This is a genomic window from Streptomyces avermitilis MA-4680 = NBRC 14893, from assembly GCF_000009765.2.
GTDB lineage: Bacteria > Actinomycetota > Actinomycetes > Streptomycetales > Streptomycetaceae > Streptomyces > Streptomyces avermitilis.
In genome coordinates this window covers 8,134,032-8,150,069 of record NC_003155.5, presented here as the reverse complement: position 1 = coordinate 8,150,069, position 16,038 = coordinate 8,134,032, and the positions used below count along the sequence as shown (strand labels likewise).

Here is a 16,038-nt window from a genome sequence, read left to right as displayed (position 1 = left end):
AAAGCTCGAAGACACCGCGGGCGTCATCGGAGCCGCCACCGCACGCGGATCCGCACGTCCGCGCCCACAGTGACCTCACCGTGCACGGGAGGCAAGGCCATGGGCGACAAGGCGAACGCACACCCCGGAGCCGCCGGCAGGGCTACGGCGGCCGACCACCCCGCGTCCGTACGGAATGTGGTGCTGGTCGGCCACAGCGGATCGGGCAAGACGACTTTGGTGGAAGCTCTCGCGCTGACGGCGGGAGCAGTGAACCGGGCGGGCCGCGTCGAGGACGGCGGCACCGTCTCCGACTACGACGACATCGAGCACCGCCAGAAGCGCTCGGTGCAGCTCTCGCTCGTCCCCGTCGACTGGGACGGGTACAAGATCAACATCTTGGACACCCCCGGATACGCCGACTTCGTCGGTGAACTCAGGGCCGGTCTGCGAGCTGCGGACGCGGCCCTTTTCGTGGTCTCCGCCTCGGACGGCGTGGACGGCTCGACCCGCATGGTGTGGGAGGAGTGCGCGGCGGTCGGCATGCCGCGCGCCATCGTCGTCACGCATCTGGAGGCGGCCCGGGCGGACTTCGACGAGATGACCCGGACCTGCGCGGAGGCCTTCGGCGCCGACGACCCCGACGCCGTACTGCCGCTGTATCTGCCGCTCCACGGCGAGCAGGGGCCCGACGGGCACGCGCCCGTGACCGGCCTGACCGGACTGCTCTCCCAGCGGCTGTTCGACTACTCCACCGGGGAGCGCAAGGAGTCGGAGCCCGGCCCGGACCAGCTGCCGCTCCTGGCGCAGGCCCGCAACCGGCTGATCGAGGGAATCATCGCCGAGAGCGAGGACGAGACCCTCATGGACCGCTATCTCGGCGGCGAGGAGATCGACGTCAAGACGCTCGTGCAGGACCTGGAGCGGGCCGTGGCGCGCGGGACCTTCTTCCCGGTGCTGGCCGCCGCGCCCGCCGCCGAGGGCGCCCGTCAGGGCCTCGGCACGGTCGAGCTCCTCGAGCTGATCACGGGCGGCTTCCCGACCCCGCTGGAGCGCGCCGCGCCCAAGGTCACCACGCCCGACGGCACGGCGCGCGAGGTCACGGCCTGCGACCCGGGCGGACCGCTGGTGGCGGAGGTCGTGAAGACCGCCAGCGATCCCTATGTGGGCCGGGTCTCCCTCGTCCGCGTCTTCTCCGGAACCCTGCGCGCCGACGACACGGTGCACGTCTCCGGGCACGGCCTGGCCGACCGCGGGCACGAGGACCACGATGTCGACGAGCGCATCGGCGCCCTGTCCACGCCGTTCGGAAAGCAGCAGCGCTCCCTCACGCACTGCATCGCGGGCGATCTGGCCTGCGTGGCGAAGCTGAATCGCGCGGAGACCGGCGACACCCTCTCCGCCAAGGACGACCCGCTGCTGATGGCGCCGTGGGAGATGCCCGATCCGCTGCTGCCGCTGGCCATCCAGGCGCACAGCAAGGCGGACGAGGACAAACTCAGCCAGGGTCTGGGCAGGCTGGTGGCCGAGGATCCGACCATGCGCCTGGAACAGAACCAGCACACCCACCAGGTGGTGCTCTGGTGCCTGGGCGAGGCACACGCGGACGTCGCACTGGAGCGGCTGCGCAACCGGTACGGCGTCCAGGTCGACGTGATCCCGCACAAGGTCGCCCTGCGGGAGACGTTCGCGGGCAGGGCCGCCGGGCGCGGCCGCCATGTGAAACAGTCCGGCGGCCACGGGCAGTACGCGATCTGCGAGATCGAGGTCGAGCCGCTGCCAGGCGGCGCCGGCATCGAGTTCGTGGACAAGGTCGTCGGCGGTGCCGTGCCCCGGCAGTTCATCCCGTCCGTGGAGAAGGGTGTACGGGCCCAGGCGGCCAGGGGTGTCGCGGCCGGCTATCCGCTCATCGACGTACGGGTCACGCTGCTCGACGGCAAGGCGCACTCCGTGGACTCCTCCGACGCGGCCTTCCAGACGGCGGGCGCGCTGGCCCTGCGCGAGGCGGCGGCCGACGCCAGGATCCATCTCCTGGAGCCGGTGGCCGAGGTGACCGTCCTGGTCGGCGACGACTACGTGGGCACCGTGATGAGCGATCTGTCCGGGCGGCGCGGGCGCGTGGTCGGCACCGAGCAGGCGGGCGGCGGGCGCACGCTCGTACGGGCCGAGGTGCCGGAGATCGAGATCGGCCGGTACGCCGTCGATCTGCGCTCCCTCTCGCACGGCACCGCCCGTTTCAGCCGCGCCTACGCACGGCACGAACCGATGCCCCCTCAGGTTGCGGAGCGGCTCCGCGAACAGACGCGGCAGGCCTCGTAGTTGGAACGCGTCACCGCGCAGGACCGGACTGAGGACCGAACCGGTGACGCCCGTCTCCCGTCGGCGGACGGCTTCTCGGCCGTCCGCCGACGAATGTCGGTGGCGGCGGATACGCTGATGACCTGATCAAGTTGTGACTGCATCAGCACGATGACCTGTTCAACAGGTGTGCGGGGCAAGGAAGTCGGGAAGGCCGCAGAAGCGGGATCGGCGGCGATGGGGGCGGCAGTGGCGGACGACGGATTCGATTTCAGCCCGGGGGCGCAGGTGCCCCTGTCGGGCTCCGCGGGCCAGACGGCGGCGACCTTCGCCCTGGCTTCGGCGGCCTACCGGGACAACCCGGTCGAGGAGATCCTCAAGGCCGACAACGAGTGGCACCAGTCGACGGTCAAGGGCCCCCGCAGAGGTGCGAAGATCCTGCGGCCCAACCTCGGCGAGGCCTTCTCCCGAGCGGTGATCGACCGCATGCTCGGAGTCGGCCGCAACCCGCTCATCCAGTCCTTCGGCACGGAGCCGCAGGTCATCGTCGAGCACTGCCTGGCGGCGCACAACATCCGCCGGGAGCGGGACAACTGGCTCACGGCGGTGATAGTGCTGTGCGGCCTGATCTTCCTGCCGGGCCTCATCGTCTGGCTGCTGGTCTTCCAGATCCGGACGGCCATCGCCCGGCGCGAGGACAAGCGCGCCTCCGCCCTCGGCACCACCCTGCTGGTCGCCGTGGGCGCCCTCGCCGTGATCTTCCTGATCCGTATGCCCTTCACGGGCTTCTGGGGCTGGTACGCGCGCGCGGCGGTCGTCGTCCCGGTCGTCGGCTGGCTGTGGGCCAAGCAGATCTGCGAACGCACGGCCAAGGATCTGCGGGAGCGCTGGGACAGCCTGCTGGCCGGCGGCGCCATCGGCGCCAAGGTCCCGGAGGCCGTGCCCGGCAGCCCCGGCGAGACCGCGGCCGAGCAGCTGCGCCAGTCCCTCGCCCGGCTCAGCGCCGAGCAGCAGTCCAACTCCGTCTTCTACGCGGGCCCCAAGGGCATACTCGGCATGGGCACGCGCTGGGGCAGCTGGCAGCTCGCCGAGGACCTGGTGCCGCGCGAGGCGGGCAAGGAGATCCACCCCTTCCGCAGCTGGGACGTCATACGGTCCATCCACGACCAGCTGCGCATGCTGGAGCGCGGCCCCCTCAACACCGGCGGTTTCCCCAAGCCGTCGATCAAGCACTGGGTCGTCACACCGATCGGTGAGAACGCCAAGGCGGTCTCCCGTCCGGGCGGCACGGACGTCGACGCGTACCAGGTCAAGAACCACGCGATACAGGACATCTGCAACAAGCAGCAGTTCGGCAGCGGCGACCGGCACTACCTCGGGGTCCAGTGGACGCTCTGGGACGGCCAGCTGATCATCACCATGCTGATCACCGTGACCGTGCTGCACGAGACACTGCGCATCGAGGTCACCGGCCACGCCCTGGGCCCGGTGAACTCCCTGTTCACCACGAAGCCGGAGGCCCCCTCGAAGCAGGTCGCCAAGTCGGTCAGGTTCTGGGAGACCCGCACGGTCAAGCTCCCGCTGGTCGACGCCGACGAGGTGGTACGCCTCGCGGTCCGCGCGCCCCTCACCTGGTATCCGCCGCTGCTCAACTGGCTCGGCGGCTCGCTGACGCTCCCCGAGCCCTTCGGGCTGCGGCACGCCTGGGCGGACCAGCCGTGGCGGCACCGCTTCATGGCCGACGACGCGCTGCGGGCCGCGACGCCCGTGCTGCGCGTGGTGCACGCGGCGGCGATCAGGGTGCTGGAGGAGAACGGCGTGGACACGGAGAAGTTCGGCAACCGCTCGTCCTTCCTCAGCACCGCGGTCCAGGACCCGACACCGAGGAAGGCGGACGTGTACGACGCGTAGCGCCTCCGGCGCGCGGGCCCACTCGGGCGGGCCCGCGCGGCACCGCCCCAGGGCCCGTCCGGCTGATCAGGTCGTGCCAGGCCCCGGGTATCCGGCGTGATCCGCCGGACACGCCCTGGCTAGGCAGCCGTGGGCCAGGCCTCCGCCAGCATCTTCCGGGTGTCCGCGAGGAGCTGCGGCAGCACCTTGGTGTGGCCGACGACCGGCATGAAGTTGGTGTCGCCGCCCCAGCGCGGCACGATGTGCTGGTGGAGGTGGGCGGCGATGCCCGCACCCGCCACCGTGCCCTGGTTCATGCCGATGTTGAAGCCGTGCGCTCCCGACGCCGTACGCAGCGCGGTCATCGCCTGCTTGGTCAGCTCGGCGAGTTCGGCGGTCTCCGACTCGGTGAGGTCCGTGTAGTCGGCGACATGGCGGTAGGGCACGACCATCAGATGGCCGCCGTTGTACGGGTACAGGTTGAGCACCGCGTACACCTGCTCGCCGCGCCGGACGATGAGCCCGTCCTCGTCGGACTTGGCCGGGATCGAGCAGAAGGGACAGCCGTCGTCGGCCCCCGGACCGGTGGGCTTGTTCTCGCCCTGGATGTACGCCATCCGATGAGGCGTCCACAGGCGCTGGAACGCGTCCTGCGTTCCCACTCCGATCTGCTGCTCCGGCTCACTCGTCATGAGGTGCAGCATATTGCTTCGCCCGTTCGCGGCGTGTCGGCGGGGCTCCGGCAGAATCGTCCGGGACCAAGCTGGGCCGATGGACGACCAGAGCCGCTACGACCGCTGGGAGCGGTGCGCCGAGATCCCGCTGGGGGTGGCGTCGCTCCTCTGTCCGAGCTCGTACGCGGTGCAGGTCCTGGGGCACGGTCTGCCCGAGGCCGGGCGCGACCTCTGCTTTCCCGGTGACGTGCGCCGGAAAGGGCACACGGCCCCGCACGATCCCCGTAGGCGAACCTCTGCGGCAGCCACGACGAGGAGGAGGACGAGAGGAGGCCCCCGGGGAGCTGACGGCTCCCCGGGGGCCTCCCCCTCACGTGCGACGTACGCGTCAGACCTGTGTCCGCTCCTCGACGACCTTCGCGATCTTGGCGATGGCCTCGTCGAGCGGGATGCCGTTCTCCTGCGAGCCGTCGCGGTAGCGGAAGGAGACGGCGCCGGCCGTCATGTCCTCGTCGCCCGCGATGACCATGAAGGGCACCTTCTGCTTCTGCGCGTTGCGGATCTTCTTCTGCATACGGTCCGAGGACGAGTCGACCTCGACCCGCAGGCCCTTCTTCTTCGCCTCGGCGGCAAACTTCTGCAGGTACTCGACGTGCGCGTCGCCGATCGGGATGCCGACCGCCTGGACGGGCGCCAGCCACGCCGGGAACGCGCCCGCGTAGTGCTCGAGGAGCACCGCGAAGAACCGCTCGATGGAGCCGAACAGGGCGCGGTGGATCATGACCGGACGCTGCTTGGAGCCGTCGGGGCCCGTGTACTCCAGGTCGAAGCGCTCCGGCAGGTTGAAGTCGAGCTGCACGGTCGACATCTGCCAGGTGCGGCCGATGGCGTCCTTGGCCTGGACGGAGATCTTCGGGCCGTAGAACGCGGCGCCGCCCGGGTCCGGGACCAGCGGCAGGCCCTGCTTCTCGGCCACCTGCCGCAGCGTCTCGGTGGCCTCCTCCCAGACCTCGTCCGAGCCGACGAACTTCTCCGGGTCCTTGGTGGACAGCTCCAGGTAGAAGTCGGTCAGGCCGTAGTCGCGCAGCAGGTTCAGCACGAAGGTGAGCGTCTTGTCAAGCTCGTCGGCCATCTTCTCGCGCGTGCAGTAGATGTGCGCGTCGTCCTGGGTGAAGCCGCGGGCCCGGGTGAGGCCGTGCACGACGCCCGACTTCTCGTACCGGTACACGGTCCCGAACTCGAAGAGGCGCAGCGGCAGTTCACGGTACGAGCGGCCGCGCGCGTCGAAGATCAGGTTGTGCATCGGGCAGTTCATGGGCTTGAGGTAGTAGTCCACGCCCTCGTCGAGCTGCATGGGCGGGTACATGCCGTCGGCGTACCAGTCCAGGTGGCCCGAGGTCTCGAAGAGCTTCCCCTTGGTGGCGTGCGGGGTGTAGACGAACTCGTAGCCCTCTTCCTCGTGGCGGCGCCGCGAGTAGTCCTCCATCACCCGGCGGACGATGCCGCCCTTGGGGTGGAAGACGGCGAGGCCGGAGCCGATCTGGTCCGGGATGGAGAACAGGTCCAGCTCGTTGCCCAGCTTGCGGTGGTCGCGCTTCTCCGCCTCGGCGAGGAAGTCGAGGTGCGCCTTCAGCTCGTCCTTCGACGGCCAGGCGGTGCCGTAGATGCGCTGGAGCATCGGGTTCTTCTCGCTGCCGCGCCAGTACGCGGCGGCGTTGCGCATCAGCTTGAACGCCGGGATGTTCCGGGTGGTGGGCAGGTGGGGACCGCGGCAGAGGTCCTTCCAACACAGGTCACCGGTCTTGGCGTCGAGGTTGTCGTAGATGGTCAGCTCGCCGGAGCCGACCTCGACATTCGCCCCGTCGTCGTTGGAGGCGGAGCCCTTGATGCCGATCAGTTCCAGCTTGTACGGCTCGTCCGCCAGCTCCTCACGGGCCGCCTCATCGGTGACGACGCGGCGCGAGAAGCGCTGGCCGCGCTTCTGGATCTCCTGCATCTTCTTCTCGATGGCCTTGAGATCCTCGGGCGTGAACGGCTTCGCGACGTCGAAGTCGTAGTAGAAGCCGTCCTTGACCGGCGGGCCGATGCCCAGCTTGGCCTCGGGGAACAGCTCCTGCACGGCCTGGGCCATGACGTGCGCGGTGGAGTGGCGCAGGATGTTGAGGCCGTCCTCGGAGGAGATCTGGACGGGCTCGACCTCCTCGCCGTCCTTCACCTCGTAGGCCAGGTCCTTCAGCTCGCCGCCCACACGGGCCGCGACGACGGTGCGCTCGCCGGGGAAGAGGTCGGCGGCCGTAGTGCCCGTCGTCACCACGCGCTCTTCCCGCTCGGAATCGCGTTGGATGATCACACGGACGTCTGACACCGGTCTCTCCTACCTACGGGGCACGCTCGCATCTTCTATTGCGCGCGCAATACAAAGGCGATCGTACCGAGACCGGGGTGCCCCTCGCGAAACGGTTATGTCAGTCCCCGCTGCACGCCTCCTCGAAGAAGTCCAGGTTCTCCTGGAGCGACTTCATCAGCCGGTCCCGCTCCGCCTCGTCGACCTGCACCGGCGCCACCTCGGACACGTCCGTGAGCCGCCGGAAACCGCCCCGGCTCTCCAGCCGCCCGTGCACCAGCACGGGCAGCCCGACGAGGTGGGCGTGGCCCGCTGTCCGGTACGACTCCTCGTCCAGCGTCATCCGTACGTGCGGCACCTCGGCCCCCGCCAGGACCCGCAGCCGTACGGCGCCCGCGCCGCGCGGCCCCGACCTGCGCATCCGTACGACCGTGCCGGTGATCCGCACCGGCACGGAGGGCTCCTCGCGCAGATAGCGGGCGCCCGCCTCGCGCAGGAAGGGCAGGTCGCCGGGCGAGAACTCGACGGCTTCGGCGGGCGCCGCGCAGCCTTCGGGGACACCGGCGGCGGGCGCCCACTCGACGGCGATCCGGGCGCCCTCCGTGCCGCGGACGAGGGCGACCAGCGCCTCGGTGAGCTCATGGCTGACGCCGGCCTGGACGGCCGCGTCGAAGGCTTCCATGCCGCCGGTGGCCCGCCGGTAGTCGACGGCCTCGCGGACCGAGTACAGGGCCTGGTGCAGTCGTACGGCGAGGGGGCGCTCCGTCTCGACGGGCACGAACGCGGTGAGCCGGTGTCCCCCGGGGGCGGCGCCGACCAGGACGCTCTCCAGGGACGCGGCGGCGGGCCGCCGGTGCCGGGCGCCGTGGTAGCCGGCCCGCCCGCGCGTGGCGAGTGCGCCCGCGAGCAGCATCTGCCGGGCGGCGGTGCGCAGCTGGTCCTCGACGGGCCAGGGCGCGGCGCCCGCGGGCCCGGCCGGGACGTCCCGCCACCAGTGGATCTCGTCGCTGGGCACGGCGAGCGCGATCAGGACGTCCCGGGCTGAGGGGGATCCGCTGCGGGAGAGCGCGACGAGGGCTTCGCCGAGCAGGTCGTCGCTGTCGGGGAAGGCCCGGCTCTCGGGCACCAGCAGGCTTGTGCCGCCGCTGCCGGGTCCCGGTGGGGTCCAGCGGCCGTAGCGTCCGGCGGGTCCGCCGCGCCGCTGCCAGCCGTGGCGGTGCAGGAGGGCGCTGAGGACGGCGGGGTCGACCTGGCCCGGGTCGGGCGGCTGGTTCTCCGGGAGGGCCTCGACCGGGTGGGGCCGCACGGGGCGTAGGGGTTCGTGGGTCGGGCGGTGCGTCACGGTCTGCCTCCCGTTCCGACCCGCGTCATGATCTCGCAGAGCGCTCGGTCGTCGAAGATGCGCGAGGTCGGTATGCGCACGGTGGTCCTGCGCCGGCCGGTGACGGCATGTCCGGCGAGGTTGATCCAGTAGCAGCAGTGCCGCAGGTCGAGGCGGTCGTGGCTGGCGCGCAGCCAGTCGTCCTGGGCCCGGGGCACGAGCATCACGACCAGGATCTTGTGCACCGAGACCGGGGTGCGGGCGAGCTTCGCCAGGTGCGCGTTGTCGAGCGTGAAGGAGAAGGCGGGGCCCGGCGGATTCGGCGGGATCTGGTACGTGCACTTGAGCTGCACCTTGATGGTGACTTCGTCGTCGACCGTGTGCCCGGGGGCGCTGTGGCTGACGTGCCAGTCGATGCCGTTGTCCGGAAAGGGCTGGGACAGCGAGCAGCCCGCGGCCGCCGCGACCGCGTGCAGGTAGCCCACCTGCAGTGTCTCCATGCAGGCGGTGGTGGCGAGGGTGCCGCGAGGGGGTGCCGTGCGCTGGGGCAGCAGCCCGCCCCGTTCGGGCTGCGCTATCGCCATGACCAACAGCCTTCCAGACCAAGTGAATCCCCGTGCCGGGTCGCTGAACTGCAAAGACCCGTACCCCTGTTGTCTCCTTCCGGCGTACGGCGCAAACAGCCCGGGTATCACCAAACAGGCAGAAGACGGAGCGTCAGCCACCGCGGGTGAACGAGGAGTTGTGTTCGTATGACGTGCTGGTACGAAGGCCCCTTGGCCGCGTTCGACACGGAGACCACGGGCGTGGACGTCGAGACCGACCGGATCGTGTCGGCCGCCGTCGTCGTCCAGGACGCCCCGGGGGCCCGTCCGCGGGTGTCCCGGTGGCTGGTGAACCCCGGAGTGCCGGTGCCGGCCGGTGCGACGGCGGTGCACGGACTGACCGACGAGCATCTTCAGCGCAACGGCCGCTGGCCGTCGCCGGTGATGGACGAGATAGCCAGGGAGCTGGGAGAACAGGCCACCGCGGGCCGGCCGCTCGTGGTGATGAACGCGCCGTTCGATCTCACGCTCCTGGACCGGGAGTTGCGCCGTCATCGCGCCTCCTGCCTCGACCACTGGTTCGAGTCGGCGCCGCTGCGCGTGCTCGATCCCCGGGTACTCGACAAGCATCTGGACCGCTACCGCAAGGGCCGCCGCACGCTCACCGATCTGTGCGCCCACTACGACGTCGCCCTTGAGGGCGCGCACGACGCGGCGGCCGACGCGCTGGCCGCGATGGAGGTCGTACGGGCGGTGGGGCGCCGTTTCGCTACCCGGCTGGAGCGGCTCTCGCCGGCCGAGCTGCACACCTTGCAGGCGGTGTGGCACGCGGCACAGGCGCGCGGGCTTCAGGCGTGGTTCGCGCGCAGCGGTACGCCGGAGGCGGTGGACCCGGCGTGGCCGCTGCGTCCGGAGCTGCCGGCGGCGGCGTGAGCACAAAAGCGTGAGCACAAAACACGGTGTGAGCACAAAAAAACCGGTCCGTCTGCGACGGACCGGTTTCTCCCGGTGGGCGATACTGGGTTCGAACCAGTGACCTCTTCGGTGTGAACGAAGCGCTCTCCCACTGAGCTAATCGCCCGGGAACGCACTGAACAATACAGGTCCCCTCGGGTTTCGTTCAAACCGCTTGCCGGCCGCCGTCCAGGTGGGCGAGGAGTCCGCGTTGTCCGGCCCGCATCATCAGGGCGTGGTTGGCGCGGAAGACGGGCCGTCCCGGCACGGCGAACCGCCTCAGCAGCGGCTTGCGCACGTCGACTTCCTGGTCGTAGCGGGCGAGGGTGCCCGGTCCGCCGGCGGTGACGGTCCAGCGTGCCCAGCCGTCGATGTCACCGGTCATGGTGATCTCCAGGATCCCGGCCGCCGTGTCGTGCCGCACGTCCCGCGCGGTGAACGTCATGTCGTACGGAAGCAGGGAGCGGATCCTGATCACTCCGCAGTCCTCGTCGAGCCGCGTCACCTCGCGCACCTGCGGCCACCAGCGCGGGTAGTCCTCGACCCGCTCGAGCGCGGCATACACGCGGGCGGGCGGTGCCGGCAGCGCCCACAGGCTGCGGAAGCGGTAGTGACTCCAGTCCATGCCCCGAGTCTGCCGGTGGGGAGGCCTGCCGTGGGAGATCTGAGTACGGACTGAGTATGTGCGCTCATGCCGTGCGCCGTGACGCGGACCACACTCCAAGGCATGACCCATATCCCGCCCCCGGCCGAGGAGTTGCGGATCCTCGACGGGGAGCTGCGGCAACTCGACGCCCGCCGCGCCCTGCTGCTGACCCGCCGCGCCTGGCTGATCGGCGTTCTCCACTCGGCCCCCGTACCGCCCCCGCCTCCCCCGCGGCGGCCCGAGACGACCGCCCCGAGCGTGCAGAACGTGCTCCTGGTGCTCGGCGGCATCCTGCTGACCGTCGCCGCGATCGCGTTCACGCTGGTCAGCTGGGGGCATCTGGGGATCACCGGGCGGGCCGTGGTGCTCGCGGCGGTGACGCTGGCGGCACTCGCCACTCCCGTCGCGCTGCTCAGGCGCGGGCTGCGCTCGACCGCCGAGTCGGTGGCGGGCCTCGGCCTCGCGCTGACGGTGCTCGACGCCTACGCCCTGCACGAGGCGGCGCTCCCCGGGGCGAACGGCACGGCTTACGCGGCGCTCGCCTCGGCCGTCCTGGCGGGGGTCTGGGCTGCGTACGGCCAGGGCCTCGGCGCGCTGCTCGGCCGGCCCGAGCGGGCCGCCGCTCGTCTCCCGCTGCGGCTGCCTCTTCCGGCCGCGCTGGTCGCCGTCCAATTCCCGCTCCTGCTCTGGGCGATCGCAGCGGGTGCGGGTCCGCACACGCTCACGGGCGCGCTGTTGACGACGGCCGCGTTCGACACGGTTGTCGCGCTCCGGGTGTCCGTGAGATCCGTACGTCTCGTCGCCGCCGTCGGCGCGTACGGCATGGGCGGCTGGGGCGTGCTGGCGGCCGGCCGGCTCTCCTTCGAGGCCACCGGTCCGAGCGCCGCCGCCCGTGCGGCGGCGCTCCTCGCCTTCGCGGCGGTGATCGCACTGGGCACGGCCTGGCGGGCACCGAGGGTGGACCTCGCCGTCGGCACCGCGGTGACCGGCGGCCTCCTGCTGGTCGCGGGCCTCGGCGGCATCCTGCGTGTGTCGCTGCCGGCCGACTGGACGGTGGTCGGGTATCTGGTGTGCGCCGTCGCCCTGCTGACGGTCGTACGCGGCCCGCTTCCCGAGCCCGTACGCCTCGGTCTCGCCTGGGCCTCCGGCTCCGTCCAGGCGCTCGCCGTGGTCTCGGCGCTGCCCCCGGTCGCCGTCGCGCTGCTGGGTCCGGCGGGCTGGGCGGGGCGGATCTGGTCGGGCGCCCCGTCGGACATCCGGGCCGCGGTGACCGCCGGCACGCCCTGGCCGCCGGACGCGGCGACGGCACCGCTCGTACTGGCCGTCGTCGCCGGTGTCTCGGTCTGGGCGCTGCGCACCACACAGTGGCGGCCGCAGGCCATGACCGGCGCCCTGGTGCTGGGATGGGCGACGGCGCTCGTCCTCCCCGCGACGCTGGAACTCCCCTACGTCGTGGGGCTGTTCGCGCTGGGGCTGACCGCGGCGACGGCGGTGGCCGTGGCGGCGTACGCACGTCGGGCGCCGACGGCTTACACGGCCACCGCGCTCGCCCTGATCACGTCCGTCAGCCTCTCCTTCCTCTCGCTGACCTCCCGGCCCGCGACCCTCGGCGTACTGGCCGCCCTGACCGCCCTGTTCGCGGTCGCCGCCGTGAAGGTGCGGCCGGCCTCCGTCTGGGCGAGCACGTCCCTCGCCGGTGCCACCGCGCTGGCCTGTGCCGCGGGAGCCGCCGCCGGGTGGGCGCCGGCGCACACCGCGCTGCTCGTCCTGGTCGTCCCGTGCGGGGCGGCCCTGCTTGCGGCGCGGCTCGACGAGCCCGGGACCACCACCGCCGTGGAAGTCACCGGCTCCGTCGCGGGCCTGGTGGCGGTCGGTCTCGCCGTCACCGATCCCCCGCTGCTGGCGCTCGTCCTCGCCCTGTGCGGGGTGATCGCCGCCGGCACCGCCGTCCGGGCGGACCGCAGGAGCGTCGGCTACGCGGCCACGGCCCTGTTCGTGCTGGCGACGTGGGTGCGCCTGGGGTCCTGGGGCGTCGGCGCCCCGGAGGCGTACACCTTGCCGGTGACCGTCCCCGCGCTGCTCGTGGGGGTCGTCCGGCGGCGCCGGGATCCGCTCGCCTCGTCCTGGACGGCGTACGGCCCCGGCCTCGCGGCGACGCTCGTGCCGAGTCTGCTGACGGCATGGGGCGACGCGCACTGGCTACGCCCGCTGCTGCTCGGGGCGGCGGCGCTCCTCGTCACCCTGCTGGGCGCCCGCCACCGCCTCCGGGCGCCCCTGCTGCTCGGCGGGGCCGTGCTGGCGCTGGACGCGCTGCACGAACTCGCCCCGTATCTGGTGCAGTTGGCCGGTGTGCTCCCGCGCTGGCTGCCTCCCGCCCTCGCCGGGCTGGTGCTGCTCGCGGTCGGGGCGACGTACGAGCAGCGGATCCGGGACGCCCGACGGGTGCGGGAGGTGCTGGGGAGGATGTACTGAGCGCGGTCGACCGGCCGCTCAGGGCATCTTGTCGCCCAGCAGCGCCAGGTTCTCGATGGCGGCGAGGCCGTACAGCGCGGTGTCGTTCGAGCTGACCCAGTTGGCCTCGCTGCCCGCCACCAGGGTGACGGGGCCGCTCAGCTTCTCCGTCTTCCAGGGCGAGGACTCCATGTAGCCGTCGGAGCTGTAGAACTTCGTCCAGGCGCGCTTGGCGAGTGTCGCGTCGCCGGTCTGTACGGCGGCGTACGCGTCGAGGCGCGAGTGGCCCTGGAACAGCAGCAGGGAGCCGAAGTTGGAACCGTACCGTGCCGCCTGTTCGGTCTTGCTGGCGTTGAAGTAGCGGCAGTAGTCGAGGTAGACCTCCTTGAACTTCGGCATGTCGACCAGGTCGATCAGCTCGGCGCACAGCTCGTTGAGGCCGAACACCGCGGAGAGGTGCGAGACGGACACGACGGGCGCGGGGGCGATGGCGAACTTGCCCGTGTCGAGGTCGTAGAGGCCATTGCCCTGGACGAAGCCGTTGGGCTGGGCGGCGATGGTCTCCATCGTCGACAGCACGCGGGCCTTGGCCTTCGCCCACTTGGGGCCCTTGCGCTCCCACTCGGTCAGCCACGCGGAGACGAGCCCGCTCCAGTCCGTGCCGAAGCCGATGGACAGGGCGTGCCGGTCGGGCGTGTACGGCTCGGTGCGGATCTTGCGGATCGGGTCGAGGACGAGGAACGTCTCGTCGGAGTCGACGTTGGCGTGCATGAGGTCACCGACGCGCTCGTCCGCGGTGAGGTAGTAGTAGTACCGCCGGTAGTTGGTGTTGGCGATGCGCTGCTGCTTGGCGCTGTCGGCGAAGTGCTGCACGCCGTGCCGGGTGCCGAGACCCGCCCACTGGCCGAGGTGGTAGACGTCGACCTCGCCGGTGTGCCGGGTGAGCGCCTCGGCGAAGCGGAAGATGTCCGAGCGTCCTGAGCGCAGATAGGCGAACCACAGCCACAGGTCCGGCGACAGCTCGGAGTTGTCCCAGGCGTAGCCGCCGACGTCGTACCGCCACTGGTGGCGCACGGTGTCGTACGAGTGCATGAAGTCGCCGTAGTCCCAGAAGCCGTACCAACGCCGCATCTCCACCTGGTCCTTGTAGTACGTGAAGAGGAAGTCGAGATGGTCCTCGATCTTGGCCTTCGCGGTGGTGGAGCGGTCGGGCTCGGAGAACAGGCCGCCGAAGACCTTGGCCTTGATGAGGTGCTTGGGCGGGGCGGCGAGCTGCGGGAGCACCCGGACGGCCTCGACCTGTTCGGCGAGCTTCTCGGGGGTGGGCGTCGACTCGTTGGCCCAGAAGAGGAGTTCGGAGGTGCGGGCGATGCCGTAGGGGGTGCCGAACTCCGGTTCGTAGTCCTCGTAGGTGATGTTGAGGCCTTCGAGCTGTTCGGCGTAGGTGTCCTGGTCCATGCCGTCGTGGTAGAAGCGCAGGTCCATGGGCTGCGCCTCGGGCGACCAGAGCCAGAGGGTGACCTCGGCCTCGTCGGTGTGGGCGTCGCGGATGTCGAGCTGGGCGGGGTGTTTCTCCCAGAAGTCCCGCAGGCCGAAGGAGAATCCGCCGCTGGGTCCGCCGACGTATCCGAAGCCGCTCGCCCTGCGGCCGCCGCCCGCGGCGATCCAGCCGTACCCCTTCCTGGTGCGCTTGCGCAGGGTGAAGCCGTCGGCGGAGAGCTGGGCGAGGGTGTAGTCGCCCCACTCGGGGATGTACTGGAGACGGGTGGTGACCCGCTGGTCCCAGGTGGCCGGGTCGGGCAGCCTCTCGCCCGCGAACTGGGCCGCCTGCACGGCCGCGCCCGGGTCGCGGCGCAGTCCGGTGATGCCCTTGACGGCCTCGCGCAGCAGACCGGTGTCGTCACCGCCGATGCGGATGTGCCGGTCGTACGCGGCATCGCGCATCGGCACGGTGAAGCGCACACCGAGCCCGCGGATGAAGTCGCCGCTCGCCTTGCCGGGCTCCTGCTTCCCGTCGAACGTGATCGTGTGCACCATGCGGAAGGACTCGGCGCCCGCGTAGAAATAGAGCCGGACGGAGAAGGGCAGCCAACTGCGGTCGCCCTTGCGGTGCTTGCCGTCGATGCGGACGACGGCACGGACCGGGCCGTCCTGTTCGACGGTGACGTCGGAGATGGCGCTCTCGAAGCGTTCGTACTTTTCCGTGCCCTGGTCGCCGTCCTCGAGCTCGGGCTGGCGGATCAGCACGAGCCGGCCGTTCTTGGCGATCTCGGTGGAACCGCGTGTGACCGACTTGACCAGCGTGGAGCCGGACTTGCCGAGCTTCGCCGTGATGACGCCGGTCGACACGTCGATCGTGCCGCCGCGCTTGTCGACGGTCACCTTCTTGTCGGGCGCGGCGGGCGAACCGGCGGCGAGCGTGAGCTTCCCGGCGCCGGCTCCCGTGCCGACGGCGTGCGCGGTCCACTTCAGGGAGCCGTCCGGCCAGTAGGCGATCGGCCAGGACTGCACGGGTACGGCCTTGCCGTCCGCGTCCGTGAGCGCGAACGCCTGGTCCTCCTCGTACGCGCCCTTCGGCCAGGGCACACCGACGGTGGAGCCGGGCGCGGCACCGAGGCCGCCGTCCTCCAGCCAGTCCAGGGTCACCGGGTCCGCGTCGGCGGCCTCGGCTCTCGGCGCGGCCTGCGCGTTCCTGGCACCCAGGGCCCAGCTGAACTGGGCGGCGGCTCCGGCGACGGCGGCTGCCTTGAGGAGGGACCTACGGGGGATGGGAGACATGGCCTTTCCTTTCCGTGCGGGGAAGTCAGGGGCATGACAGGGGGAGGGTTGGGTGTGTGGGTGGGGATGGGGGTGGTGTGGGTGGGGGGCGCTGGTGGGGGTGGCGGGGGTGCGGGCAGGGCAGCCAGGCAGGGCGCCGGAATTGGCGTACGAACGTT

Annotated in this window: 10 protein-coding genes and 1 tRNA gene; 4 read left to right on the top strand and 7 right to left on the bottom strand. The window is 71.3% G+C overall.

Features of this window, described 5'->3' with window-relative positions; genetic code table 11:
• The first annotated feature begins 99 nt into the window (after positions 1-99).
• Positions 100-2,298, top strand: coding sequence for an elongation factor G-like protein EF-G2 (locus SAVERM_RS35075; RefSeq protein WP_010988223.1), 2,199 nt, complete (start codon positions 100-102; stop codon positions 2,296-2,298).
• Between the two features lie 216 nt (positions 2,299-2,514).
• Entirely contained in the window at positions 2,515-4,188 is a 1,674-nt protein-coding gene (locus SAVERM_RS35070) for a hypothetical protein (RefSeq protein ID WP_042493912.1), read from the top strand.
• Positions 4,189-4,307: 119 nt separating this feature from the next.
• On the opposite strand, the gene SAVERM_RS35065 is transcribed toward SAVERM_RS35070, so the two are convergent.
• The 4 genes from SAVERM_RS35065 to SAVERM_RS35050 form a co-directional block, all read right to left on the bottom strand.
• Positions 4,308-4,871 (bottom strand): HIT family protein, encoded by a 564-nt coding sequence (locus SAVERM_RS35065; protein ID WP_010988221.1) that lies wholly within the window; start codon positions 4,869-4,871, stop codon positions 4,308-4,310.
• 358 nt (positions 4,872-5,229) lie between these two features.
• A complete protein-coding gene (gene thrS / locus SAVERM_RS35060; RefSeq protein WP_010988220.1) occupies positions 5,230-7,206 on the bottom strand; it encodes a threonine--tRNA ligase in 1,977 nt (658 codons plus the stop codon).
• Between the two features lie 100 nt (positions 7,207-7,306).
• A complete protein-coding gene (locus SAVERM_RS35055; protein WP_010988219.1) occupies positions 7,307-8,527 on the bottom strand; it encodes a hypothetical protein in 1,221 nt (406 codons plus the stop codon).
• Positions 8,524-9,090, bottom strand: a complete 567-nt coding sequence (locus SAVERM_RS35050) for a DUF4365 domain-containing protein (RefSeq protein WP_010988218.1) — start codon at positions 9,088-9,090, stop codon at positions 8,524-8,526. The genes SAVERM_RS35055 and SAVERM_RS35050 overlap by 4 nt, the downstream gene beginning before the upstream one ends.
• A 168-nt stretch (positions 9,091-9,258) precedes the next feature.
• Between SAVERM_RS35050 and SAVERM_RS35045 the strand changes: the two genes are divergently transcribed.
• Positions 9,259-9,984, top strand: a complete 726-nt coding sequence (locus SAVERM_RS35045; RefSeq protein ID WP_010988217.1) for a 3'-5' exonuclease — start codon at positions 9,259-9,261, stop codon at positions 9,982-9,984.
• Positions 9,985-10,060: 76 nt separating this feature from the next.
• Here the strand turns inward: SAVERM_RS35045 and SAVERM_RS35040 are convergent.
• Positions 10,061-10,132 (bottom strand) — tRNA-Val (locus SAVERM_RS35040).
• Positions 10,133-10,171: 39 nt separating this feature from the next.
• A complete protein-coding gene (locus SAVERM_RS35035; protein WP_010988216.1) occupies positions 10,172-10,630 on the bottom strand; it encodes an SRPBCC family protein in 459 nt (152 codons plus the stop codon).
• 102 nt (positions 10,631-10,732) lie between these two features.
• On the opposite strand from SAVERM_RS35035, the gene SAVERM_RS35030 reads away from it, so the two are divergent.
• Entirely contained in the window at positions 10,733-13,123 is a 2,391-nt protein-coding gene (locus tag SAVERM_RS35030) for an SCO7613 C-terminal domain-containing membrane protein (RefSeq protein ID WP_010988215.1), read from the top strand.
• A gap of 18 nt (positions 13,124-13,141) precedes the next feature.
• Here the strand turns inward: SAVERM_RS35030 and SAVERM_RS35025 are convergent, their stop codons facing one another.
• Complete coding sequence (locus SAVERM_RS35025; RefSeq protein ID WP_037646545.1) at positions 13,142-15,880, bottom strand: exo-rhamnogalacturonan lyase family protein; 2,739 nt, start codon at positions 15,878-15,880, stop codon at positions 13,142-13,144.
• Between the last annotated feature and the right edge of the window lie 158 nt (positions 15,881-16,038).